The organism is Kribbella sp. NPDC051936, from assembly GCF_040680955.1.
In the GTDB taxonomy this organism is placed as follows: Bacteria; Actinomycetota; Actinomycetes; order Propionibacteriales; family Kribbellaceae; genus Kribbella.
This window is the reverse complement of the sequence record NZ_JBFAXS010000002.1, coordinates 164264-188818: the sequence shown is the minus strand read 5'-3', so window position 1 is coordinate 188818 and position 24555 is coordinate 164264. Positions and strand designations below refer to the sequence as shown.

16 protein-coding genes are annotated in these 24555 nt (G+C 69.5%); 8 read left to right on the top strand and 8 right to left on the bottom strand.

Translation table 11 applies throughout. The annotated features are described in order from the left end of the window. Positions 1-16: 16 nt before the first annotated feature. From AB0L64_RS06555 to AB0L64_RS06540, 4 genes are read right to left on the bottom strand one after another with little or no spacing between them, the layout of a single operon-like run. Positions 17-1225: an alginate lyase family protein gene (locus AB0L64_RS06555; RefSeq protein ID WP_363708435.1), complete on the bottom strand. Its 1209-nt coding sequence runs from the start codon at positions 1223-1225 to the stop codon at positions 17-19. 23 nt (positions 1226-1248) lie between these two features. Next, on the bottom strand, positions 1249-3003 hold the full coding sequence (locus AB0L64_RS06550) for a glycosyl hydrolase family 28 protein (protein ID WP_363708433.1): 1755 nt from the start codon (positions 3001-3003) through the stop codon (positions 1249-1251). A 26-nt stretch (positions 3004-3029) separates the two neighbouring features. Next, positions 3030-6290, bottom strand: coding sequence for an alginate lyase family protein (locus AB0L64_RS06545; protein ID WP_363708431.1), 3261 nt, complete (start codon positions 6288-6290; stop codon positions 3030-3032). A 15-nt stretch (positions 6291-6305) separates the two neighbouring features. After that, positions 6306-9776 carry a putative Ig domain-containing protein gene (locus AB0L64_RS06540; RefSeq protein ID WP_363708428.1) on the bottom strand — a complete coding sequence of 1157 codons (3471 nt, stop codon included), beginning with the start codon at positions 9774-9776 and terminating at the stop codon, positions 6306-6308. Positions 9777-9966: 190 nt separating this feature from the next. Here AB0L64_RS06540 and AB0L64_RS06535 point away from each other — a divergent pair, with 190 nt between their 5' ends. The 5 genes from AB0L64_RS06535 (at position 9967) to AB0L64_RS06515 (ending at position 15073) form a co-directional block, all read left to right on the top strand. Then, entirely contained in the window at positions 9967-10959 is a 993-nt protein-coding gene (locus AB0L64_RS06535; RefSeq protein WP_363708426.1) for a hydroxyacid dehydrogenase, read from the top strand. A gap of 109 nt (positions 10960-11068) precedes the next feature. Beyond that, positions 11069-12007, top strand: a complete 939-nt coding sequence (locus AB0L64_RS06530) for an ABC transporter permease subunit (RefSeq protein ID WP_363708424.1) — start codon at positions 11069-11071, stop codon at positions 12005-12007. Next, positions 12004-12936 carry a carbohydrate ABC transporter permease gene (locus AB0L64_RS06525; RefSeq protein ID WP_363708422.1) on the top strand — a complete coding sequence of 311 codons (933 nt, stop codon included), beginning with the start codon at positions 12004-12006 and terminating at the stop codon, positions 12934-12936. Before AB0L64_RS06530 ends, AB0L64_RS06525 begins: the two co-directional genes overlap by 4 nt. Before the next feature lie 43 nt (positions 12937-12979). Beyond that, positions 12980-14536 (top strand): DUF3502 domain-containing protein, encoded by a 1557-nt coding sequence (locus AB0L64_RS06520; RefSeq protein ID WP_363708419.1) that lies wholly within the window; start codon positions 12980-12982, stop codon positions 14534-14536. A gap of 6 nt (positions 14537-14542) precedes the next feature. After that, positions 14543-15073 carry a LacI family DNA-binding transcriptional regulator gene (locus AB0L64_RS06515; RefSeq protein ID WP_363708417.1) on the top strand — a complete coding sequence of 177 codons (531 nt, stop codon included), beginning with the start codon at positions 14543-14545 and terminating at the stop codon, positions 15071-15073. Here AB0L64_RS06515 and AB0L64_RS06510 read toward each other — a convergent pair. Both AB0L64_RS06510 and AB0L64_RS06505 read right to left on the bottom strand, forming a co-directional pair. After that, positions 15041-16150: a LacI family DNA-binding transcriptional regulator gene (locus AB0L64_RS06510; RefSeq protein WP_363708415.1), complete on the bottom strand. Its 1110-nt coding sequence runs from the start codon at positions 16148-16150 to the stop codon at positions 15041-15043. The two genes, AB0L64_RS06515 and AB0L64_RS06510, sit on opposite strands and share 33 nt — an antisense overlap. Then, the gene (locus AB0L64_RS06505) at positions 16147-17196 is read right to left on the bottom strand and encodes a LacI family DNA-binding transcriptional regulator (RefSeq protein WP_363708412.1); all 1050 of its coding nucleotides are present in this window, start codon (positions 17194-17196) and stop codon (positions 16147-16149) included. Before AB0L64_RS06505 ends, AB0L64_RS06510 begins: the two co-directional genes overlap by 4 nt. 83 nt (positions 17197-17279) lie before the next feature. Between AB0L64_RS06505 and AB0L64_RS06500 the strand changes: the two genes are divergently transcribed. After that, entirely contained in the window at positions 17280-18035 is a 756-nt protein-coding gene (locus tag AB0L64_RS06500) for an alpha/beta hydrolase (protein ID WP_363708410.1), read from the top strand. Here AB0L64_RS06500 and AB0L64_RS06495 read toward each other — a convergent pair. Together AB0L64_RS06495 and AB0L64_RS06490 are read right to left on the bottom strand one after the other, a co-directional pair. Beyond that, on the bottom strand, positions 18028-18786 hold the full coding sequence (locus AB0L64_RS06495; RefSeq protein ID WP_363708408.1) for a peptidoglycan-binding domain-containing protein: 759 nt from the start codon (positions 18784-18786) through the stop codon (positions 18028-18030). The genes AB0L64_RS06500 and AB0L64_RS06495 overlap by 8 nt on opposite strands. 124 nt (positions 18787-18910) lie before the next feature. Continuing rightward, on the bottom strand, positions 18911-21676 hold the full coding sequence (locus AB0L64_RS06490; RefSeq protein ID WP_363708406.1) for an AAA family ATPase: 2766 nt from the start codon (positions 21674-21676) through the stop codon (positions 18911-18913). A gap of 100 nt (positions 21677-21776) precedes the next feature. On the opposite strand from AB0L64_RS06490, the gene AB0L64_RS06485 reads away from it, so the two are divergent. Both AB0L64_RS06485 and AB0L64_RS06480 read left to right on the top strand, forming a co-directional pair. Further along, on the top strand, positions 21777-23267 hold the full coding sequence (locus tag AB0L64_RS06485) for a carboxylesterase family protein (RefSeq protein ID WP_363708404.1): 1491 nt from the start codon (positions 21777-21779) through the stop codon (positions 23265-23267). Between the two features lie 189 nt (positions 23268-23456). Then, the gene (locus tag AB0L64_RS06480; RefSeq protein WP_363708403.1) at positions 23457-24551 is read left to right on the top strand and encodes a substrate-binding domain-containing protein; all 1095 of its coding nucleotides are present in this window, start codon (positions 23457-23459) and stop codon (positions 24549-24551) included. The last annotated feature ends 4 nt before the right edge of the window (positions 24552-24555 follow it).

Here is a 24555-nt window from a genome sequence, read left to right as displayed (position 1 = left end):
GCAATCTACTCGCTATCTACTTGGCGTACGCCAGCGTGCCGAAGCCGGTCTGATCGAAGCCGCCGCTCGTGGATCCGTAATCGCCGCCACCGCCCTCGGGACGGACCTGCGCGGCCATCGCCGAGATGTACGGCACGGAGAGGTACTTCCGCCGGGTGTAGTGGTAGTGCAGGATCTCCCACACCGGCCGGAGCTGACCGCGGCTCGCGCTCGAGATCACGGTGTGCTCTTGGTAGGCGCAGTTCTGCCCGGTGCCCCAGGTGTACTTGGTGAACGGCACGTCCTCGCCGAGGTTGTACTTCGCGACGTACTGCGCGGCCTTCAGGAAACGGTTGTCGTCGTACCCGTACAGGTCCTCGCCCTGGTTCCACACCATCTCACAGAAGGCGCCCAGCTGGCCGATGCCCATCAGCGTGTGTCCCTGGTCCCGCCCGGATTCCTGCCACTGCGCGAGGCCCTGGTCGTCGTAGACGAACGGGATCGCGTGCCGGATCGAGCCGTTGCCGGCGCCGTTCTTGAAGTAGGTCACCGCCTGGTCGTACTTCGCGGCGTCGTCGCAGAGGACGCCGATGGCAAGGATCGAGTTCATCGAGCACAGGTCCCAGTTGGCCCAGTAGTTGGTGATGCACGCGTCGTTGTGGTTCAGCAGGAACGAGTTGTTGAGCGGGTAGAAGACGTTCAGCATCATGGTCTTGAACCGGGCCAGGTCGAAGCCGGAGTAGCCGCGCATGAGCTCGGCCACGTTCGCGAACTGGTACCCGTAGATGCCGGCCGCCAGGAACCGGTCTGCGTTACCTGTCACGGTCGTGAGCGTGGCCGACCAGGCGTTCAGGATGTTGCGCGCACAGTCGCCGTGCGCGGTCGAGCCTTGGACCCACCAGCGCAGCGCGTTCTGGTACGCGGCGTGGATGTCGTTGTAGAGGATGCCGTAGTTCTCACCGGTGCCGCCGCGGACGATGGTCGCCTGCGGATTCGGTTGCCAGGTGGACTGGGCGTGCGCGTTGGCGGTCAGCCGGTTCCAGCCCGACAGCCACGGGTCGTCACCGGCCGCGACCCGGACCTTCGCCCGGTTCAGATCACCCCAGTTGTGCAACCCACCGGGGTGGGTGAAGGTGGCCGGCGCCGCGTCGGCGCTTCGGGCGAAGGCGGTGGCGGCCAGCCCGGCGACGGCCGCACCTCCAGCGGCTGTGAGCAAGGTTCGTCGATCGATCTCCCTGTGTTTCATCGTTCTCCTTCGGGGCGGTGGTGTCAGGAAACGGTCAGGATGAGGCTCTTGGTGGTGGTCCCCGCGACGTTCGTGACAGTCAGCGTCACGTTGTGGACGCCGGGGCCGGCCGCGGTTCCCGAGACGACGCCGGTGACCGCATCGACGGTCAGTCCGGCGGGTAGGCCCTGGGCGGCGAAGCCGGTCGGGAAGCCGGTTGCGGTGATCGTGAGTACGACGGGTGCGCCCGCCGTGACCGCCGCGGTGTCCGGGGTCGTGAGCGTCGGCGGTGCCGTCGTCGGTGCCGTGGCCGCGTCCAGCCAGCGCAGATTGGTGACGTGTTCGTTGACGTGCATGTTCGCCATGTCGGCGACCGTGAACCAGCCGGGTTTGCGCATCGTCGACGCCATCACGGTGCCGTTCACGACGAGGTTCTGGAACGTGACGTCCTTGATGCCGCGCGACTCGTCGTACCCGAGCATCATCGCGGTCTCGGCGTTCCGGCCGGTGTAGGTGAGGTTCTTGACGTACACGCTCTCGATGCCGCGGCCCGGCGAGGTGTTGTACGACTTGTTGTAGGCGACGCGCAGGTGCAGGAACTGCCCCCAGCGGAAGTCCTCGACCCGGACGTTCTCGATCCGGACGTTCCGGACCAGATTGCTGTCGCCGGGGTTGAGCGCGATGCAGCCCTGGTACCACTTCTGCGGTTCGCGATGGTCGAGGATGTCGACGTTGCTGATCGTGAGGTTCTCCAGCACCTCGGGGTCGTCGGTGTTGCCGTGCGTCCCGACGTTGACCGGATGCGCGACGTCCGCCCACAGGCTGGAGTTCGCGACGGTGACGTTGCGGGTGTCGCCGTAGTAGTCCCAACGGTGCGTGTAGAGCGCCACGCAGTCGTCCGAGCAGCGCAGGAACGAGCGGTCGATCAGCACCTCGCTGCTGGAGAAGATGTCGATCCCGTCACCCCACTGCCCGGCGCTGAAGTAGCCGAAGTCGGTGATCGACACTTGGTCGGACATGCCGGCGGTGATGGCGTACCCGGTCGCCAGGTTGAGCATCGAGATGCCGTCGACGCTGATGTTCTTCGAACTCACGATCGTGCACCCGCCGCCGTTGGTGCCGTAGATGACGCCGCGTCCGCGCAACCGGGCGTCGGTGACGTTGCTGAAGATCACCGACGTCTTCAGTACGGCGCCGCCAGCCAGGTAGACGGTCTTGCCGCTCGGGACCATCAGCTGACCGGTCGCGGTCGTGTGCACGCCCGGGCCGAAGTAGATGACGTCCGGGTCGTCCGGAGCCGGCGCGGCGGTCTCGACCGGCCGGGTGAGCAGATGCAGGCAGTCGAAGATCTCGCCGTTCACCTCGACCACGATCTTGCGCGGCCCGGTCAGCGTGAACCGGACCGTGTCGTCTTCGATCCGCGGCTCGATGCCGTACGACAGGGGCCGGATCCGCGCGGTCTCGACGGTGCCTTTGGTGTACCTGACCATCACCTCGACCGCTCCGTCGATGTCGAAGTACGCGAGCGAGGACTTCAGCACCTGCCCCGCGCCGGTCGTGGCGTTGATCTGCTTGAGGTTGACCGAGTACGTCGCCACCGGTTGCCACCGGCCGCGCGGGGTGCGGACCTTGACCTCGAACGTGGTGGCCTGCGCGATCCCGTCCGGGATCGGGTACGTGACCACACCCGGTACGGCGGCAGTGGCGGTCGCTGTGCTCGCCTGCGTGGTGACGTAGCCGGCGGCGATGGTCGCGCCGGTGGCTTGCAGCAGCCGGCGGCGGGTGATGTCTGAGTTCATCGGCGGGGCGCTCCTTGGCTGATCGGCTAGCTGATCGACACGTTGTCGAACACAGTGGTGTTGAGGACGAAGGGATTGCGGGACACGACCGCCAGACCGGCGTGATAGGGCGCGTCGCCGAAGCCCGCGATCGCGGCGGGCTCACCGAGCGGCGTCCAAGTGGTGCCGTCGAGAGAGGTCTCGGCCGCGAACGTCTCGCCGGCTCTGCGGAGCCGCAGCCAGACCGCCGCCCCGCCGATTTCCGTGGTGACAAGTCCGGTCGCCACGCGCAGGCGTCGTACGAACTGCGTCTTGTCGCCGGTCACGATCGCACCGGCCTGCTGGTCGAACGGCGACAGCGACTTGGCCATGATCAGTCCGACCCGGCCGCCGGGGTCGGTGCTCACGATGCGCGCGGTGATGGTGTGGTCGCCGGTGAGCAGCACGGACGCGTACTGCGCGGTCATGCCCTGGTTGATCACGTTGAGGTCCGAGCCGGCGCCGCGAACGGTGAACCTCCCGTCGGCATGGCTGGTGATGCCGGGCGTCCGGATCGCGACGGCGCTGTAGGTGGCGAGCTCGCGCTCGTCGAGCACGTAGTCACCGATGTCGCGGTACGCCCACGGCTCGGGCGGCGGCGCGGCGACGGTCAGCGCGACCTGTGTGGTCGACGTACCCGCCCCGATGGTGATCGTGAAAAGTCCTTGTTCAACAGGTGTTCCCGAGATGACGCCGGTGCGCGGATCGAGCGAGAGTCCGCGGGGGAGTGCGGTCGCGGAGTAGGTCGCCGGGTCGTTCGTCGCCACGATCCGGTACCGGAACGGTTGGCCCGCGTTGGCGTACGCGACGGTCGCGCTGGTGATCTCGGGCGCGGCCCGGGTCGGCATCGTCGCACCGGCTTCCGCCGACCGTTCGCCGGATCCCGCGACGTTGGTCTTCGTGACCACGTAGCGATAGGTCGTTCCCGGTACGCCGGTCGCGTCGCGGTAGCGGGTCTCGACACCGAATCCGGTGACGTCGCGCGCGATCGTCTGGTACCGGCCACCCGCGCTGCGGTGGATCGCGTAGGAGGCCGCGACGTCCAGATCGGTCCAGGCCAGCTCGATCGCACTCGACGCGCTGCGTGCGGTCAGCGGGCCGGTGAGTCTGTCCGGCCGACGGACCGACCAGCCCGGCACGGTGACGTTGTCGAAGGCGGCGGTTGTCGTCTCCGTGTAGGTCGCGTCGAGCGAGGAGCATGCGGCGATTCCGACATACAGGGTGGCGCCGAGCTGGAGCTTCGACGAGCCGACTTCGGTCCAGGTCGTGCCGTCGGGGGAGATGAATCCGGTGTAGGTGCTGCCCTTGCGGACGACCCGGACCCAGTACGGTCTGCGCAGCCGGTAGCCGTCGCTCGCCGCCTCGACGTACGGCGCCTCGAGCGGTGTCGCGGACTGTGGCAGGGAGCCGAGGTTCGAGATCGGGAACCCGGCGCCGACGGTGATCGCGCTTTGCTGGGAAGGCGGGACCAGCGTGCTGCCGGTGCCCGTGGTCGGGGCGTGGGTATCAGGCCTGACCGTCCACACCCCGCTCCACGTGTGCAGCGGGAGACCCTTGATCAGCATGGATGCGTGCGCCGATCCGGGCTCGAGTGAACGCCGCAGCATCACGCCGACGCTCGCGTACTGCGAACTCACCGGCGCGACGACGCGCGCCGTCACGACGCCGTCGCCGGTCATCGGCACGGAGGCGAATCGGAAGCTGTCCCGCGTCCCGCCGATGTCGGAGCCGCCGGCCTCGAGCACGAAGGTACGGCCGTCGAAATCGGTCCTGCCGGGGCGCCGGACCGGCCCGATGTCCTGGCTGATCCACGGCGATCGCTCCGCCGCGACCGGCAGCGAGGCCGCGCTGGTGCCCGCCGCGTTCGTTGCCTCGACGAGGTAGTAGTACGTCCGGCCCGGCCGCACTGTGCTGTCCGTGAACACCGTGTCCGTCAGCCCGGTCGCGATCGTCGCGAACGAGTCGCCGGTCGCACGCTTGACGGTATAGCTCGCCGCGTCCGTACAGCTCAGCGGTTCGACGGATCGGGCCCAGCGCAGTACGACGCCGGCCGGTCCGGTCTGCGCGCTGAGGCCGTACGGCGTCCCGGGCGGGCGGCTCGGCGCCGTCTGCGGGATCTGCGGGTTGGCATGGGTGAGCGTGCCCCAACCGGGATGGTCGTCGTTGGTTCCTTCGACGAAGCGGCTGCCGTTGCGGAACACGACTTGTTCGAGGTACGGCGTGGGCAGTCCGCGACGTCCGGCGTAGTGGCCGTAGGCAAGCTCGTAGATCGGTTGGAACTGGCCGCGGTTGCCGGTGGCAATGACTGTCTTGATGTACTTCCCGGTGCGGTCGAGGTCGGGCGTGAACGGCACGCTGTCGTCGCCGAGGTTGTAGCGCGCGGTGTACTCGAAACCCTTCAGCAGGCGGTCCTCGGCGTGGCCGAAGAGATCGACTCCCTGGTTCCAGGCGACCGCGGCCGTATCGGCCAGCAGGCCGAGCGCGAGTTGCGCGTAGGCCTGACTGCGTCCGCTCTCCTGGCCCTGACCGGTCGCCTCGACCACGATGTGCTCGATCCGCCCGTTCCCCGCACCGGCGACGGCGTACCGGACGGCGTTCTCGAACAGCACCCGGTCGTCGCAGAACACCGCGATCGCGATGATCGTCTGCAGCGCGGCGACGTCCCAGTTGCCGTTCGCGAACAGCGCGTTGCCGGCGAACGAGCGGTACCAGACCTTGCGGAACGACTCGCGGCACCTGTCCACGGCCGCTGCCGGCCAGCCTGTGTAGCCGGTGTGACGGAGCAGCTCGGCCGCGTTGACGAGCTTGAAACCCTGCAGGCCGGAGCCGAGCTGCCCGTCCGCGCCGGTGATCGCCTCGAGACTCCCGGCCCAGGCGTCGAGGATGTCGCGCGCCTTGTCGGCGTACCGGACGTCGCCGGTGACGGCCCACATCAGCGCGTTCTGGTACGCCGCGCACGAATCGCTGACCGCCTCCGCCATGAAGTTGGCCGGACCGCGGCCCCAGGAGGTGATGTGACCGGTGTTGCGGACCACGTAGTCGTACGACGATCGGGGATGTGCGGCGAGCGCCAGGAAACCGTCGTACTGCGGGGCCTGGCGGCCGGCGACCGCGGCGCGCATCCGGTCCAGGTCCGCCGCGCTGTGCAGGATCCCTGGATGGGCGAATCCGGTGGTCGTCGCGGAGGCCGTTGCGAAGCGGAGTTGGGTGGCGAGGACGGATCCGCCGGTCGCGAGCAGGACGGTCCGGCGGCTGGGTCGTGGGTTCACGCTGGATTCCTCCGGTCAGGGGGCGTCGAGGAGCTGGACCTCGGCGAGATTGGTGAAGCCGCCGTGGCCGTCGTAGATCCGGAGCATCGGTTGCGAGGTGGGCGCCGCGAGCGGGAAGGCGTACCACTGGTTCCCGTCGGTGATGCCGGTGATGGTGGCGAGCGTCGTCCAGGTGGCGCCGCCGTCCGAGGACCCCTGCACGAGGTCGCCGTTGGCGCGGGCCGGGAAGTTGCTCCGCGGGTGCACCCGGACGGTGTCGAAATCGAGCGAGGTGCCGGCGGGCGGGGTGACAGTGACCCAGCCGTTGCCGCTGGTGGTGTCGGTGAAGGTGTTCAGGTCGCCGTCGAACATCCGCCGGCCGTTCGCCTCCGGCGTGCCGACCCCGGGGAAGGCCGGGCTGGATGCGGTCACCCAGCTCGGATCGACGGCGACTGTGCGAACGGCGGTGTTCCAGAGCTGGAGCGCGGTGCCGTCGGTGGTGTCGACGATCGTGGCGCCGGCACGTCCGGCGGCCGTCGTGTAGTCGACGGTGAAGCGCAGTGCCCGCCCGTACGCCACGTTGTCCGGCAGCGTCACGGATGCGGTCCACTGAGCCGGATCGGTGTGGTCGACCTGCGCGTCGGCGCCCTCGATGGTCGCGGTGACCGTGCCCAGCGGCTCGGTGGCGGCCAGGGTGAGCGTCACCTTGTCGCCGTTCTGCGCGACCTTGGGGTCGGTGTTGCTCGACGCGATCGAGACCGCGTTCAACGCCGTACTCATCTCGACGCGTTCGCCGTAGATCCGGAACTCGCTGAAGCTCGACAGCCCGGGGTACGCCGGGTCGGTCGGTACGCCCGGGTGGTCGACCTGAAGTTTCAGGAACCGGAAGCTCTGGTTCTTGACCTCGTCGCGGACCGGGATCCGTTCCAGGGCGAAGCCGTTGCCCGACGTGTCGGTGGTCTCGCGAGAGGTCAGCAGGGTCCAGGTCCGGCCGTCGTTCGAGCCGTACACGTTGGCGCCCTGGGACCGATTGGCGAAGTTGTAGCGCGCCTGCAGACCGAACGCGTCGGACCGGACCCGGAAGCCTGCCCCGTAGTCGATGACTGCCGGTGCCCGCAGGTCCCCGGAGAAGGTGTTGAAGTCACCGTCGAGCAGGTTGCCCAGGGCAATCTGGGAGAGTGCTGCCGAGGTGGCGCGTCCGTAGTAGTCGAACGACCCGTCGTCGGCCATGGTCGGCGTCAGCTTCTCCAACCCGGCGACCGCGGCCTGGACGGCGGTCAGATCGGCCGCGAACGTCGCCGCGTCCGCACTGTCCAGCTGCGACTCGGCGACCGACTTCGCGCGCTCGAGGGCGTTCTTCGTCGCCTCGACGTACTGGGCCGTGGGATCGTAGCCGTCCAGCGCGGCGTCGACGGCGCTACGCCGATCCGGGCTGACAGTGAGCCGGACCCGCAGCACGGCGTCGGTCGCGGCATCGGACGCCACGACGAGGGTCTGATGTTCGCCGGCCTGCTGCGACGTGGGCTTCCAGGTGAGCGTCCCGGTGCCGGCGTCGAGACTCGCGCCGGCGGGCAGCGTCGTGCCGGCCGCGTACGTCAGTGCGTCCTGGTCCGTGGCGGCCAGTGGAGCTGTCAGCTGCTCACCGGCGACGGCGAGCAGGCGTACGTCGGTGCCTTGCGGGAACTGCGGCGGCGTGAGTTGGGTCTTGGCCTGCAGGTTGACGGCATCGACGTCCACGTCGACGCCCGGCGAGCTGAGGATCGTGTAGTACGCGAGGTTCTCGCCGCCGGCGCTGCCCCGGAGCTTGCTGGTGCTCATGTCGTAGGTGATGTAGCGCCATTGCCCGTGCGTGTCCGGAAGCGTCACCGTCGAGTAAGGCGCGAGTGGTCGTTCCTTGCGGATCTGCAGCGTCGCCGTACCGTTCGTCCGGATCAGGACACCGACGGGGCTGTACCCGGTCCGGTCGGCGTACATCAAGGTGCGAACGGCGAGGGTGGCTCGAGTCTTCATCCGGACGAAGGTCCGCCCGTCCTCCCGCCGTACCGAGGTCCCGGGCGTGACCGGCACGGTGCGGGTCTCGGCCTGCACCAACGCGTCCTGCTGCACCGGCGGCAAGGCGGCCGAGGCGGGGAAGGACAGCCAGGCGTCGGGGTTGAAGTCCGGGTTGCTGTTCCAGTAGTTGTACGGCGACGTGCCCCAGAAGAACCGAGGGCCGCCCTCCTGGGTGGTCGCGAACTCGGTGATACTCGGCGCAAGTGTGGAGATCGCCGGCCCGAGCAGATCCTTGTACAGGTGGTACAGCTCGTTCGTCGGGTCGAACAGCCGCCCGCGATAGGCCTGCGAGAGCACACCGCCGCGCTGGGTGGTGTCGATCCACGGGACGTCCTTGCCCATCATGAACGCGAAGAACTGCTCGGACCCACGCAGCAGCCGGTAGCCGCCGAAGACGTACGGCGAGACCGCGTCGCGCCGTGTCGACGGCGTGCCGCGGACCGGGTCGAGACGGGTTCCCTGGACGTCGATCACCCGGGCCAGCTGGGTCAGCATCGTCACGTCGTCCCACGCGTGCGCCTGGTCGCGGCCCATCTCCTGGAGCTGGACGAACGTGCGGCGGTACGGATTGCGCGGATCGTTCGCGGCGATGACGGGCATCACCTTGCCGAGGGCGCCGTTGGTGTCGTCGTCCGGGTTGGTGGCGTTGACCGAGAACCACTCGACCGCCTCGCGGTAGCGGGGGAGGTTGTCGGTGAAGATGTAGCCGGCGATCGCGCCGACGAGCGAGTAGCTGTGCTGGTTCATGAAGTTGCGGTTGCGGTACAGGAACGTCTGCGTCATCGGCACGATCAGGTTCGCGGTCAGGTTCGCGGTGTCCTCGGCGTTCCAGCGCAGGTCGTAGCCGGTCGTCCCGGAGTTCACGCTCGTGAACCGCAGGATCTCCGCCGCCGCGAGCATCCGCATCAGTGGCGGTCCGCTGTGGATGTGCGCGTCCGGGTAGTAGGCGTACTCGGCCGGATCCATGTGACTCCAGATCCGGACCAGCCGCAGCCCGTTCTCGCGGTACGCCGGGTCGCCGGTGACGACGTACTGGATCGCCTGCGTGTACGCGCGGAACGCGTCGTCGATGAACAGCGACTGGACGCCCTGGGAGTTGAACGCGGCATTCGCCGGCTGGTCGGTGCCCGGGCCGGCGTTCCTCGAGCTGAACGCCGCCGACGCGTACGACGTCGCGACCATTGCGGCGTAGTACGACGCCCATGGTTCGGCGCCCTGCTGCACCTGTGTGCGGGCCCGTTCGAGCGCGGACGCGCTGACCGCGATACCGGGATGCACGAACCCGGCGGCCGACGTCACCCGCTCGATGGCCGGCAGCGGATACGATTCTGCGCGCGCCTGAGCGGACGGCGTGCCGAGCAGGCCGCAGAGGACCGCGATCACCGCCGTAGCGACCAGCAGGCTGCCGCGGAATCGGGTCGGTCGGGGCGGGGGAACTCGGTCCGGATCAGCCATCGCTGCACTCCCAGGTCGTCGGTCTCGGCGCGATCGGGAGCCTGGCATCGCCGTCGGCCGCGGCCAAGAACGCAGCCGGGTCCGAAATTTTCCGAACCTCAAAGACAACGTTTGCTATGCGACGCTGAGGCGCAGATTCTTGCGTGCTTCAGAAAGCGCTCTCGATGCGCTCAGACTCCTGGAGGTACCCGTGTCCGATCGACCGGCGGCCGTCATCGCCATGTCCGCAGTGCACTGGCCGTCGCTGTTCCCGGACCCCGTCCGCCGCCGGGTCGGCGACCTGGTCGCGTTCGACCCGGCGCTGATCGTGGACTGCTTCGACGACCCGCGGCTGGGGGCACGGCTGGCGGACGTGGAGATCCTGATCACCGGCTGGGGCTGCCCGGCGATCGACGGGCCGGCGCTCGACGCGATGCCGAAACTGCGTGCCGTGCTGCACGCGGCCGGCAGCGTGAAGGGCCACCTGTCCCCGCAGGTCTGGGACCGCGGCATCGCGGTCTCGTCGGCGGCCGCCGCCAACGCCGTACCGGTCGCCGAGTTCGCGCTCGCCGCGATCCTGCTGGCCGGCAAGGGCGCGTTCGGGTTCCGGGAACGCTATCGCCGGGAACGCTTCTTCGAGCTGGGGTTCATGCATCCCGGCGTCGGGAACTACCGGCGTACCGTGGGCATCATCGGCGCGTCGCGGATCGGCCGTCAGGTGATCGACCTGTTGCGGCCGTTCGACGTCGAGCTGGTGGTGTACGACCCGTACGCGGACGATCTCGACCTACCCCTCGTCGACCTGCGGACGCTGCTCGCCTCGAGCGACGTGGTCAGCGTGCACGCACCGGCGACGGCCGAGACGCACCGGATGCTCGGCCGTGCGGAGCTCGCCCTGATGCGGGACGGCGCCACGCTCGTCAACACCGCCCGCGGGCAGCTCGTCGACACGGACGCGCTGGTCGCGGAGTTGCGCTCGGGGCGGCTCTCGGCGGTCCTCGACGTCACCGACCCCGAACCGCTGCCGGCCGACTCGCCGCTGTTCGGGCTGCCGAACGCCTTCGTGACGCCGCACGTCGCCGGATCGCACGGCAACGAGCTGGCCCGGCTCGGCGCCTGTGTCGCGGACGAGCTGGCGCGGTTCCTGGCCGGCGAACCGCTGCGGCACCCGGTCGGGCTGGCCGACCTCGACCGCGGCGCCTGACCGGTAGGACAACGATGCCTACGCCGCCCAGGCCTTGACACCCTTCGATCGCCGCGGCTACGGTCACGGCCAGATGGAAAGCGCTTTCTATTCGAGAAAGGAGATCGCCGTGTCCGACCGGTCGAGAGATCGCCGTCGTGCGAATCTGCGGGGCAACCTGTGGCTCGCGGTGCTGGCGCTGCCCGCCGTGGCGTTCTTCCTGGTGTTCAGCTACGCGCCGATGGCCGGCCTGGTGGTGGCCTTCAAGGAGTTCGACATCAGCAAGGGCATCTTCGGCAGCGCGTGGAACGGCCTGGACAACTTCCGGTACTTCTTCAGCTCCGGCGACGCCCAGCGGATCCTGGTGAACACACTGCTGCTGAACGTGCTGTTCCTGGCCGCGACGCTGGCGGCCGGCGTGACGCTCGCGATCATGCTGAACGAGCTGCGCGGCCGGTACTTCAAGCGCGTCGCCCAGTCCACGATCTTCTTCCCGTACTTCGTGTCGCCGGTCGTGATCGCGATCATGCTCCAGGTGCTGCTGTCCGGCCCGGCCGGATCGGGCGGCGCGGTGAACGACGCGCTGGCCGGCTTCGGTCTGCCGACCGTCAGCTGGTACACCGAGCCCGGGCCGTGGCCGTGGATCCTCACGGTGGTGAAGGTCTGGCAGCTGGGCGGCTACCTGAGCGTCATCTTCCTGGCGGCGATCACGTCCATCCCCGAGGACGTCTACGAAGCCGGTCAGATCGACGGCGCGAGCCGGGCCCAGATGGCGCTGCGGATCACACTGCCGCTGCTCAAGCCGACGGCCGCGGTGCTGCTCGTGCTCGGCGTCGGCCGGATCTTCTACGGCGACTTCGGCACGATCTACGCGATCGTCGGCGACAACGGCACGTTGTTCCCGACCACCGACGTCATCGACACCTACGTCTTCCGCTCGCTGCGCCAGATCGGCGACTTCGGCACCACGGCCGCGATCGGCCTGTTCCAGTCGGTCGTCGGGTTCGTCCTGGTGGCGACGGCGGTGCTGATCCAGCGCAAGTACTCGAAGGAAACGAGCCTGCTGTGACCCCTGTTGCTACCGAGGCCCTGACCTCGAGCCTCGCCAAGACGTCCGCCCGGACGGCGACCCGCCGGCGGCGGCGGCCGGAGGCGTTCACCGTGTTCAGCGTCATCGGCGTGACCGCGTTCATGATCGTCTGCCTGGTGCCGTTCTGGATGATCGTGTCGGGGTCGTTCACCGACGAGCAGACGCTCGCGACCACCGGCTACAGCGTCGTCCCGCGACCGTTCTCCACCGCGGCGTACGACCTGATCTTCACCGGCCCGACGCTGCTGAGCGCGTACGCCGCGAGCGTGTTCATCACGCTCGTCGGTACGGCGCTGGCGCTCGCCTGCACGTCCGGACTGAGCTGGGTGATCGCGCGCCGGCTGCCGTACATCAGCAGGCCGCTGTCGGTGTTCGCCTACATCCCGATGCTGTTCAGCGGCGGACTCGTACCGCTCTACCTGCTCGTCACGCAGTACCTGAAGCTCCAGAACAGCTACTTCGCCGTCATCCTCCCGTTGCTGGTGGCACCTTTCCTGGTGTTCATCCAGGTCTCGGCGTTCCGGCAGTTGCCGGAGGAGATCCTCGACTCGGCGCGGGTCGACGGGGCGGGGGAGCTGCAGATCTTCTTCCGGATCGGGCTGCCGCTGTCGAAGCCGATCCTCGCGGTGGTCGGCCTGTTCTACGCGGTCCACTACTGGAACGAATGGTTCACCGCGCTGCTGTTCATGTCGGACATCCACAAGTACCCGCTCCCGCTGTTGCTGCAGAACCTCATCTCGAACGTGTCGTTCTCGCAGATGCTGCCGACGGCCGCGGAGCAGTCGACGCCGGTCTACCAGCTCCGGCTCGCCCTGACGGTCGTGACCATCGGCCCGATCCTGCTCGCGTACCCGTTCGCGCAGCGCTACTTCGTCAAAGGCATCACCCTCGGAGCCACGAAGGGCTGACGGCTCCCTCCCTCACCTCAGGCACTACTTTTCTGGAGGCATCGTGCCCGCCACATCCCCAGCCGGCCTCAGCAGGCGCGGCTTCCTGGCCGCGAGCGGCGGCCTGTCCATCGCGGCCCTGCTCGGGCTGAACGGCTGCGGCGACTCGTCGTCCGGTACCAAGAACAGCGCCGACACGCTGACCGTGCTGCTCCCCGGGGACGCGAAGCCGGGCTGGGACACCGTCCTGGCCAAGGTCAACGAGAAGCTGAAGAACGACCTCGGCTTCACCATCGCGCCGCAGTTCGTCGCCTGGTCGAACTACCAGCAGCAGTCGCTGCTCAAGTTCACCGCGGGCGACACCTTCGACACGGCCCTGCAGGCCCGCTGGCTGAACATGCTCCAGCTGGTCGCGAGCAAGTCGCTGGTCCCGGTCGGCGACCTGATCGGCAAGTACCCGAACCTGAGCAAGACGCTCGATCCGCAGCTGCTCGAGCAGAACAAGTGGTCCGGCAAGCTGTACGGGATCCCGCAGGTGAACTCGGCCGCCCGGTTCCACCACTTCACCGTCCGCCAGGACCTCGCCGACAAGCTCGGCATCGGCGAGATCACGACGTTCGACCAGCTGGAGAAGTACTGGTACGACGTCAAGCAGAAGGAGAAGGTCACGCCGGTCGGCATCTCCTCCAACATGCCCAAGCTGCTCGTCGCGTTCGCGCCGGTCGGCTGGCTGAACCAGCACGACTGGGAGAACCCGCACGTCAGCGTGCAGTCGTTCAGCGGCGGCTCGTTCCCGTTCTACCTGGCGCAGGACGGGAAGACGACCGGCTCGGCGCACCCGATCCCGTTCTGGGAAGCGCCCGGTGTCGTCGACGCCCTGCGGCGGGTACGTAAGTACTACCTGGACGGCATCATCAACAAGGACGCGCTGAACGTCGACTCCTCGACGATCGGCACCCAGTTCGAGTCCGGCCGGATCGCGACCCGGTGGGCGATGACCGACGGCCTGTCGTCGCAGTCGCTGACCTCGCTCCGCAAGGCGGTGCCGGCCGCACAGATCGCGAACGTCATGCCGCTGGCCGGCGGCAAGAGCGCGAAACCGAACCAGACGTTCCAGGCCGACAACTTCGTCGTCCTGAACGTCAAGGGCAAGAGCAACGAGCGGGCGATGCAGCTCGAGGACTGGGTCTCGATCAAGGAGAACCACGATCTGATCAGCTACGGCATCGAGGGCACCGACTGGAAGCCGGTCGGCGAGGACAAGTTCCAGCAGCTGTCGCAGTACGGCTTCCCCGGGTACGCCCTGTGCTGGCGGCAGAAGCTCGAGTTGAAGATCAAGGACATCACGCCGACCGAGGAGGCGTGGTTCGACTGGGCGCAGGACTACAACAACTTCACGGTCGACCCGTACGCGTCGTTCGTCCCGGACGTGACGCCGGTGAAGCGGCAGGACAGCCAGGTGAGCGCGGCGATGACGCAGTACGGCAACCCGCTGTGGATCGGCGCGGTCGACGTGGACAAGGGGCTCGACGCGCTGAAGAAGGCGGTCGAGAAGGCCGGTCTGGCCGATCTCCAGGCGGAGCTCGAGAAGCAGGCGAACGCGTACCTCAAGGGTCAGTGAGCGTCGATGACCGCCCCACGGAGGAAGCTCGCGGTCGTCGCCCGGGAGGCCGGCGTCTCGGTGTCGACGGTGTCGAAGGTGCTCCGGGCCTATCCGGACGTCGCACCGGCGACGCGGGCCCGGGTGCGCGAGGCGCTGCGGCGGTTCGGGTACCCGGTGGAGCAGGCCGCGGCCGGCGTACGGCGGGAGGAGTCGGCGCTGGTCGACGTCGTCGTCGCGGATCGTGAGCGGAGCTGGGCCGGCGAGGTTCTCGCCGGCCTCGCCGAGCGGGTCCGGGAGCCCGGGCTGGCCGTCGTGGTCACGACGGTCGCTCCGGGATCGCCGGTGCCGAGGGCTTGGCTGGAGCAGGTGTTCGCGCGCGGCACGCGCGGTGTGATCGGGCTGGGCGCCGAGTTCACCGCCGCGCAGCTCGGCTATCTCACGGCGCACGACATCCCGTGCGTGCAGGTCGGACCCGACACCGAGGACGCGGTCGGCCCGGCGCTGGCCGTCGTCCTGGACGGATCAGCCGCGGTTCCCGTCGACCTGGCGGGGTGATTCCGCCCGGGTGACCGAGCTCCGGATCACCACGTGGGTCTTGAACAGCCGGTGGTCGCCCGTCCAGCCCGGCTGCAGGTGCTGGTCGTCGACGGCGATCTGCGCGGCCGTCCGCCCGAGATCCTCGTACGGCACGTGCACCGTGGTCAGCCGGGGGCGCAGGTCCTGGGCGAGCTCTACGTCGTCGTACCCGACGACGGACAGGTCGCCGGGGATCGTCAGCCCGTGCTCGGCCGCCGCGGCGTACACCCCGGCGGCCACGACGTCGGTGGCCGCGAACACGGCGGTGAAGTCGGTGCCGGCGGCTACGACACGGCGCATCGACTGGTAGCCGGACGCGCGGGTGAAGACGCCGTGCTCCACGAGCTCGGGTGCGTCCGGTACGCCGAAGTCGGACAGCGCCCTGCGATGTCCGGCGAGCCGCTCGTTGCTGGTGCTCTGCCGCTCCGGTCCGGCGAGGAACAAGATGCGCCGATGGCCCTGTGACAGCAGATGACTCGTCAGCGCGTAGGCGCCGTTCTCGTTGTCGTACTCGATCACCGCGGCGGGTACGTCGTCGCCGAGGGACGGGCGTCCGCACAGCACGAGCAGCGAGCCGGCCGCGTGCAGCGACCGGGCCAGCTCGGTCAGCTTCTGCCGGTAGTCGGCGGCGTCCTCCATGATGCCGCCGATCAGCACGACCGCACCGGCCCGCTGTTCGCGCATCAGTTGGACGAGGGCGAGCTCCCGGTCCGGATCGCCCTGCGTGGTGCCGATCAGACTCAGCCAGCCCTGCTTGGCGGCCTCCTGCTCGACACCGTGGGCGGCATCGGCGAAGGACTGCCCGCGAACGTCGGCGAGGATGAACGCGATCGTCTTCGACCGGGCTCCCGCGGCGAGCGCTCGCGCGTGCGTGTTCGCGGAGTAGTTCAGCTCCCGGACGGCGTTCATGACGCGTTGCCGTGCCGACCGGGAGACCGGGTAGTTGTCGGCCAGGACGCGGGAGACGGTCGCGGGGGAAAGGCCTGCGTGGGCCGCGACGTCGGCGAGCGTCGGGCCGGTGGAGGGCCGGCGGCGCCCCGGCGTTGACTCTGTCATGACTCCCTCTTGGCGGTGGACGACCGGATGACGACATGGGTGCCGAGCTTCAGGTGCTGGTCGAGCGCGTACTCGTCGCGGTGCAGCGCGAGCCGCACGGCGGCCCGGCCGAGTTCCTCGTGGGGGAGGTGCACGGTCGTCAGGTCGAGGTCGCCGCTGAGCGGGATGTCGTCGTACCCGACGACCGAGACGTCCTCCGGGACGCGGACTCCGGCGTCCCGGAGCGCGGCCAGCACGCCGCTGGCAACCACGTCCGTAACGGCGACCACCGCCGTCATTCCCGCGCCGCGCTCGAGGAGCAGCCTGGTCTGCCGATAGCCGGACTCGCGATCATAGTTGCCGCTGACAACCAGCTCGTGGTCGACCTCGAGTCCGCGGGTGGCGTGGGCGTCGAGGAAGCCGTTGAGTCGCGCCCCGGTCGTGGTGTGCTCGGGCTCACCGGCGCCGACGAACGCGATCCGGCGGTGCCCGAGCGAGATCAGGTAGTCGGTGACCGCGAAGGCGCCGCCCTCGTTGTCGTACTCGACGACGGTCGCCGGGACGTCCGCGCCGATCGGCGGCCGGCCGCACAGCACCAGGCGCGACCCGGCGCGGTCGAGCGAGTGCGCGATCTCGGCCATCCGGCGCACGTGCGCCTCGGTCCGCAGCCCGCCGCCGACCAGGACGACCGCCTCGGCGCCCTGCTGGCGCATCAGCTCGATGAGTTCGAGCTCGCGATCGGGGTCGCCGTGATGGGTGCAGACCAGGCAGACCCGGCCCTCGGCAGTCGCCTGCAGCTCGACGCCCTGGCCGATGTAGGCGAACAGCGGGCCGACGAGGTCGCGGACGATGAAGGCGACCGTGCGGGTCGAGCCGCCGACGAGAGCGCGGGCCTGGGCGTTGATGACGTAGTCGAGGTCGCGCACCGCCCGCAGCACCCGGTTCCGGGTGGAGGCGCTCACCGGGTAGCTGCCGCCGAGGACCCGGGACACGGTGGTGGCGCTGACGCCGGCGGACGCGGCGACGTCCTTGACGGTCGGCCGTCGGCCGGAGGTCGTTCGGGCCACCTGGACGTGCTCCTCCCGGATCGAAACTTTCTGCCGTGGCAGCGGACAGCTGAGGATAGAAAACGTTAACTATGCTGCCATCCATGCAGCCCGATGTCGAAACCCTGCACTGTGTCGTGACCGGCGGCGACGACCGCGACGCGATGCTGCTGGTGCACGGGTGGGGTGGGGACGGCCGCGCGTGGCAGCCCGTCCGGTTCGCCGGCCGGCGGGTGATGACGGTCGACCTGCGCGGGCACGGGCGGTCGCCGGTTCCTGCCGACGGCTACCGGCCCGCTGACTACGCCGGGGATCTGGCCGCACTGGTGCGCGCATCGGGGCTTGCGCCGGTGGTCGCGGTCGGTCACTCGATGGGCGGCCAGATCGTCGTACGGCTGGCCCTGGATCATCCCGACCTCGTTCGCGCGCTGGTGGTCGTCGATCCGGCGTACGGCGCTGACGAGACCGAGGCCGCGACGTTCCACCGGCGGCTGGCCGAGCTCCGGCGCGACGGCGCGGCCGCCGCCGTACGGCAGCTGGGCCCACTGCCGACCGGCGTACGCGAACAGTTGTCGCGTACGCCGGGTCACGTTCTGGCTGCCAGCTACGCCGGGATGTACACCGATCCCGGTGCGTTCGGTGCTCGCCCGGCCGCCGCGAGGACGGTCGCGCCACTGACGCAGCCGGTGTTGTGCATCCGGCCGACGCCGTCGATGGCGGCGTGGGACCTGACGTGCGCCCTTCCTCCTGGATCCCGCGTCGTCGTCTGGCCCGGCACCAGCCACTTCCTGCACCACGACCGTCCGGACGCTTTCGTCCGGCTCGTCGAGAGCTGGCTCCAGGATCTGTTGCTCAGATGACTTGGAAGCGCCCGAGACCGAGGTTGGTGAGGTCCTTCGGGCCCGGGATGCCGTCGATGAACTTGGGCGCGCTGCCGATCGCCTTCTGGTGCTTCTTGTAGGCCTCCCGGGTGAACTTGCCGGCCTTGCCGTCGACGAGCAGGGTCAGCTTGAGCCGGGCGTTGAGTGCCAGCTGGATGGTCTTCACGTCAGGCAGTGCTTTGGTGCCTCCGGCCCGGAACTGCGCCTGCACCGACGCCAGATGCACGACAGGTCGTGCGGTGCGCACGGCCGGGGCGATGCTCGAAGGCATGGTCAACGGGAACACCGTGATCTTCACCCGTGGCCCGTCGAGCGGTCCGTTGCCCTTCAGCCCGTCGCGGCCGTTCTTGTACGCCTCCACCTGCCGAGCGGCGGACGGGTCGAGACCGGGATCACCGATCGCCACCGCGTGGATGTGGTCGGCGAAGCCCTGCTTCGTCGTCCGGTGGAACGCCGCGAACGAGATCTTGCGCAGCTCGAGCAGCGTCTGCGCCTGCTGTGCGGGCGTCTGGTCCTTGGTACGGATGTCGATCACGCCGGCCCGGTTGTGCGTCGGGCCGGAGCGCTTCGCGGCCTTCCCGGCCAGGAACGATCCCTGCACGATCACGAGTTTGCGCCCGAGTTTGCGCTCGGCGGCCTCGAGCATCGCCATCGTGCGGCGATTGACCACCAACGGTCGTCCCGACGAGTCCCTGCCCAGCGAAACCTTGTCCAGAAATGCATTCGGCACGGTCTTCCTCCCCCCTCAAGGCCGGTCCCACCCGGCCTCGAACCCGCGGCGCCGCCCCCGACCCCCCGGGTCCGCGAACATGTCCATCTCAGTGAACGCCCGCCACCGCCCACTGGCAAGGTGTTCAAGAGCCTGAACCGCCACCCTTGGTGAGCGCGGACGGGAGCTGGCGTCGTGAGGTGACGCCGAGCTTGGTGAAGACCTTGCGCAGGTGCCACTCGACGGTGTGCCTGCTGAGGAACATCTGCGCACCGATCTCGGGATTGGTCAGACCGGCCGCCGCGAGTTCGGCGATCAACGCCTCCTGCGCGGTCAGTGCCTGACCCGGTGGTTCCGCGGGTCGGCTGATCGCTTCCCCGGTCGCGGCGAGCTCGCGACGCGACCGCTCCGCGAACGCGTCGGCGCCGGGCGCGGAGAACATCTCGTACGCCGTTCGCAGGTGTGCACGCGCGTCCCGGCGCCGGCCCTCCCGCCGCAGCCATTCGCCGTACAGCAGATGCGCGCGGGCGAGCTCCATCCGCAAACGCGTCCGGCCGAGGAGCTCGACGGCCTGCTGGTAGTGCGACTCGGCGACGTCGCCGATCGCGAGCAGCGCGCGCGACCGGGCGAGAACGCCCAGGCCCCAGTCCGTTCCGCCGGCTTGGGTCAACAGGGCCAGGCGTTCCAGAGCCTCCGCCGCCAGCTCGGGTCTGCCGGTGTGGACCGCCGACTCGACGAGTTCGCTCCAGGCCCAGTTCGAGACGCCGTACTCGATCGGGTAGGCGGTCGCCTCCTGAGCCGCCGTGAGCGCGCCCTGGTACTGACCGAGGCTGTTCATCAGCAGGGCGCGCGCCCAGAGATGGGATGCGACCCCGCCGCCTTCGCCACGGGCCTTTGCGTCCGCGAGACTCGTGGTGATGAGCCGGTCGGCGAGTTCCTCGTCGCCGCGCCACGCGGCCAGCGTGATGGCCTCGTACCGGGCGGCGGCGGCGAACGTCGCCTCGCGGACCATCTCGATCTCGCGGACCATCGACTCCGCGACCGCGAAGTCCCCGGCGAACAGGTCGATGACGAGCCGCGGCCCCAGGACCAGCGGGAGCTGGGTGAGATCGCCGAGGTCGCGCGCGATCCGGACGTGCCGCGCGGTCAGGTCGTTCCAGCCCGCGTCGTCCCACAGGTTGATCGCCACCAGTCCGGCCAGCCACAGCCACCGGACATCGGCGTAGTCGTCGGCCCCGTTCCTGCCGGAGAAGGCGTCGATCACCTCCCGGCCGAGCGGCACCGCCGCCGGGAAGTCGCCGGAGAAGAAGCGCGCGAGTGTGTCCAGCAGCAGGTCCCGCTTGTCGCGGGCCGCCGGCTCCGGCGCCGCCCGCGCCGCCTGCGCGACCGCCGGCAGATCGACGTCGCCGCTGAGCCGGCCGGCGAGCATCGCGGCCATGATCGCGTCGAGGTACGTGTCGCGAGCCAGACGGGCGTCGAGCGGTCCGAGCCGGCGTGCACTGTCGAGCAGCAGCCGGGGCGCTTCCATGCCGTGACCGGTGACGAAGGTGATCTGCGCCCTGAGGAGCTCCGCCTGTGCCTGCCGGAGTTCGTCGGCCGGGTCCTCGTCGGCGATGACGAGCAGTTTCAGCGCGGTCTCGAAGGCCCCGGCGCCGAGTGCCGCCTGGGCGGCGGCGAGGGCACGGTCGGCCCGTGCGCCGGGGGCCGGGGTGAGGTCGGTCGCGCGGTGCAGGAACGCGGCGCTGGCCGCGATCCCGCCACGACGCAGGGCGCGATCCGCGGACGCGATCAGCTCGCCGGCGATGGTCTCGTCGGGGCCGAGCGCGCTGTTGGCGCGATGCCAGGCGCGCCGGTCGGGATCGAGGTCCGGGTCGGTGGCCTCGGCGAGGGCCCGATGCACCACCCGCCGGTCGGCCGGTGCGGCCTCCCGGTATGCCGCGGACCGCACCAGCGGATGCCGGAACCGGACAATGGCCCCGAGCTCGATCAGTCCTGCGTCCTCGGGCGGACCGGCAGCGCTGATCGGTACGTCGAGGACTGCCAGCGCCCGCTGCAGGAGACCGATGTCACCGACCGGCTCTGCCGCCGCGGTCAGCAGCAGGCGCCGGGACTGTGGTGGGAGCGCCGAGATCCGCTGGGCGAAGTTCTGCTCGAGTTGACTGGCCAGCGGCTGGGCGTCCGGTCGCTCGAAGCCGCCGGCCAGCTCGGCCGGGCTGAGACCGCGGGGGAGTTCGAGCAGTGCGAGCGGGTTGCCCCGCGTCTCCGCCACGATCCGGTCGCGCACGTGCTCGTCGATCCGGCCGGGAACGACCGCGGTGAGCAGCGCCCGCGCGTCCTGGTCCGCCAGGCCGCGGACCACCAGTTCGGGCAGCCCGCGCCATTCCGGGCGGGTGAGCGGCTCACGGACGGCGAAGACGAACCCGATCCGATCGGCGAACAGCCGCCGCGCGGCGAAGGTCAGCGCCTGGGCCGACGCCTGGTCGAGCCATTGCGCGTCGTCGACGATGCACAGCAGCGGCCGATCGGCGGACGCCTCCGACAGCAGGGTGAGTGTCGCGGCACCCACCACGAACCGGTCCGGCGTGGCACCCGCCCGTACGCCGAAGGCCACCTCGAGCGCCTCGCTCTGCGGATGCGGGAGCCGGCCGGCGAGGTCGAGCATCGGCGCACACAATTGGTGAAGTCCGGCGAACGGCAGCTCCATCTCGGACTCGACGCCGGACGCCCGGGCGACGATGCAGCCGTCGGCCGTCCGGGCGAGGTGGTCGAGCAGCGCCGACTTGCCGATCCCTGCCTCGCCGCGCACGAGCAGGACCTGACCGTGCCCGGCGCGGAGGTCGGCGACGAGTCGCTTGAGTCGGGCGAGCTCCGGACGCCGGCCGCGCAGTGCGTACGACCCGCCACCGATCATCGCGCCACCCTCCTGTCCAGAGGCTAGGACGGATTCGCGGCGAAGGCGACCGCTGGTTATCGGTTTGCTCTCCGTGGACAGGTGGCGTGATGCTCGGCAGGTGGCCGGTGAGGCGAGTGGTGGCCGGGAGGTTCGTACGGCGAGCGGTGTGCTGCGCGGCAGCAGTGCGGACGGGCTGCTGGTGTTCCGCGGCATTCCGTACGCCGCGCCGCCGATCGGCAGGCCTCGATTCCAGGCGCCTGCACCGGTGCACGCGTGGGACGGCGTCCGGCCGGCGACGACGTACGGTCCGCCGCCACCGCAGTCCGGTCTGCTCGGATCGGCTCAGGCTGCCTCCGGTGACGACTGGCTGACTCTGAACGTGTGGACGCCGGATCTCGCGGCCCGGCTCCCGGTCATGGTGTGGATCCCCGGTGGCGGTTATGCACTGGGCAATTCGAGCCTCCCGGAGTACGACGCCACGCACCTCGTCGCGAACGGTGTCGTCGTCGTGACTGTCAACTACCGGCTGGGGATCGAGGGGTTCACGCAGCTCGACGGAGCGCCGGCCAACCGGGGACTGCTCGACCAGGTGGCCGCGCTGCGCTGGGTGCAGGACACCATCGGCGTGTTCGGCGGCGATCCGGATCGGGTGACGATCTTCGGGGAGTCGGCCGGCGGCGGCTCGGTCGCCGCTCTGCTCGCGATGCCGCGCGCCGCCGGACTCTTCCGCCGGGCGATCGCGCAGAGTGTGCCGGGCACGTTCTTCTCCGCCGAGTTGGCCGGTGAGATCGCCGTCGCCCTGGCCGGCGAGTTGGGTGTCCGGCCGACAACACAGGCGCTGTCCGCGATACCTCCCGCCCGACTGCCCGAAGCCGGCGATGCGATCCTGCCGAAGATGGCCGCGTGGCGGGAGCGGTGGGGACCGATCACGCACCGGCCGATCCCGTTCGCACCAGTTGTCGATGGCAACGTTCTTCCGGTGGCGCCGTGGCAGGCGCTGGCCGCCGGCGCCGCGCGCGACATCGAGCTGCTGGCCGGGCACACCCGTGACGAGCACCGGCTGTTCAGCCTGATCGACGGCGTCCTCGGCCAGGTCAGCCGCGAGCAGACCGAGACCGCCCTGCGGATGCTCGCGCCAGAGCCTCACCGCTACCGCGACGCGTACCCGGCCGCCTCCGACGAAGAGCTGTATGAACTCGTCAACGCGGACTGGTTGTTTCGGATGCCGAGCCTGCAACTGGCCGAGGCGCAGGTCGCCGGTGGCGGCCGGGCGCACCTGTACGAACTGACCTGGCCGGCACCAGCCCTCGGTGCCTGCCACGGCCTCGACGTACCGCTGGTGTTCGGCAATCTCACCAGCGGTCAGCCCGCGATGCTCATCGGCGATCCGCCGTCCCCGGAGGCGATCGACCTGTCCGCGCAGTTCCGTACGGCGTGGACCGCGTTCGCCACGCACGGCGATCCAGGGTGGCCGGCGTACGACGTCGACCGTCGCCTGACGCGGCTCTTCGATGCGCCGTCGACCGTCACGGCGTACCCGGAGGAAGCCTCCCGCCTGCTCTGGCGGAAGCACGAGTTCACGGCGCTCGAGCCGATCGGCTCCCGCTGACTGCAATCCCGCTCTTACCGCTGGCAGGGGGGTCCTCGCTCGGTGGGCCGGTCGCTTACCCGGCTAGCTGGAAGCCGGAGTTGGGTGCCTGCAGCGACGAATTCATCCGCCCTTCGAACGCATGCTGACGGAGTACTGCGGCTCTCGGAGTACGACGGGCTCCATCTCGCACGATCAAAGGACGCACCGATGCGAACACCAAGGAGGGCGGTAGCGCTGGCCGGAACGGTCCTGGCGCTGATGGCCACACTGACCGCCTGTGGCAACAACAGCACGTCGACCGGCAGCGCCGCGCCGGCGAACACTAAGGTAGGGATCCTGCTCCCCGACACGGCGTCGTCGCCGCGCTGGGTCTCGGCCGATCCCACCGAACTGAAGCAGCAGTGCGCGGCGAACAAGCTCACCTGCTACATCGACAACGCCAACGGCAGCGCCACCACGCAGCAGGCCCAGGCGCAGGCGCTGATCAACGCCGGCGTGGGCGTCCTGCTGGTCGTGAACCTCGACTCCGGCTCGGGCAAGGCGATCGAGTCCCTCGCCCAGCAGCACAACGTCGTGACCATCGACTACGACCGGCTGACCCAGGGCGGCAGCGCGTCGTACTACGTCTCGTACGACAACGTGAAGGTCGGCGAGGACCAGGGCACCGCACTGACGCAGGCGCCGCAGGTAAAGGGCAAGAGCTCGGTCAACTACGTCGAGATCGACGGCGCACCCACCGACAACAACGCGACGCTCTTCGCTGACGGCTACAACTCGGTGCTGTCGAAGCAACCCGGCTGGAAGAAGCTGGCCGACCAGACCGGCAACTGGGACGCCGCGACCGCACAGACCGTGTTCACCACCATGCTCGGACAGCACCCCGACATCAACGCGGTGATGGTGGCCAACGACACGATGGCGCAGTCGGTCATCAACGTCCTGAAGGCTCAGGGCCTGGCGGGCAAGGTCGCGGTCTCCGGGCAGGACGCCACCGCCGGCGGTCTCGACAACATCATGGCCGGCACCCAGGCCTTCACCATCTACAAGCCGGTCGCCGGTGAGGCGGACGTGGCGATCAAGCTGGCGGCCCAGATCCTGGCGGGCCAGAAGCCGACCGCGCCCACGACGACCAAAGACCCGACGACCGGTCGTGAGATCCCGTCGTACCTGGCGAACCCGACCGTCATCACCAAGGCGAACGTAGCGCTCCCGGTCACCGACGGGTACGAGACCGCCGCGTCCGTCTGCCCGACGCCGGCGCTGCAGCAGCTGTGCGCCGCCAACGGCATCCACACACCGTAGGGGG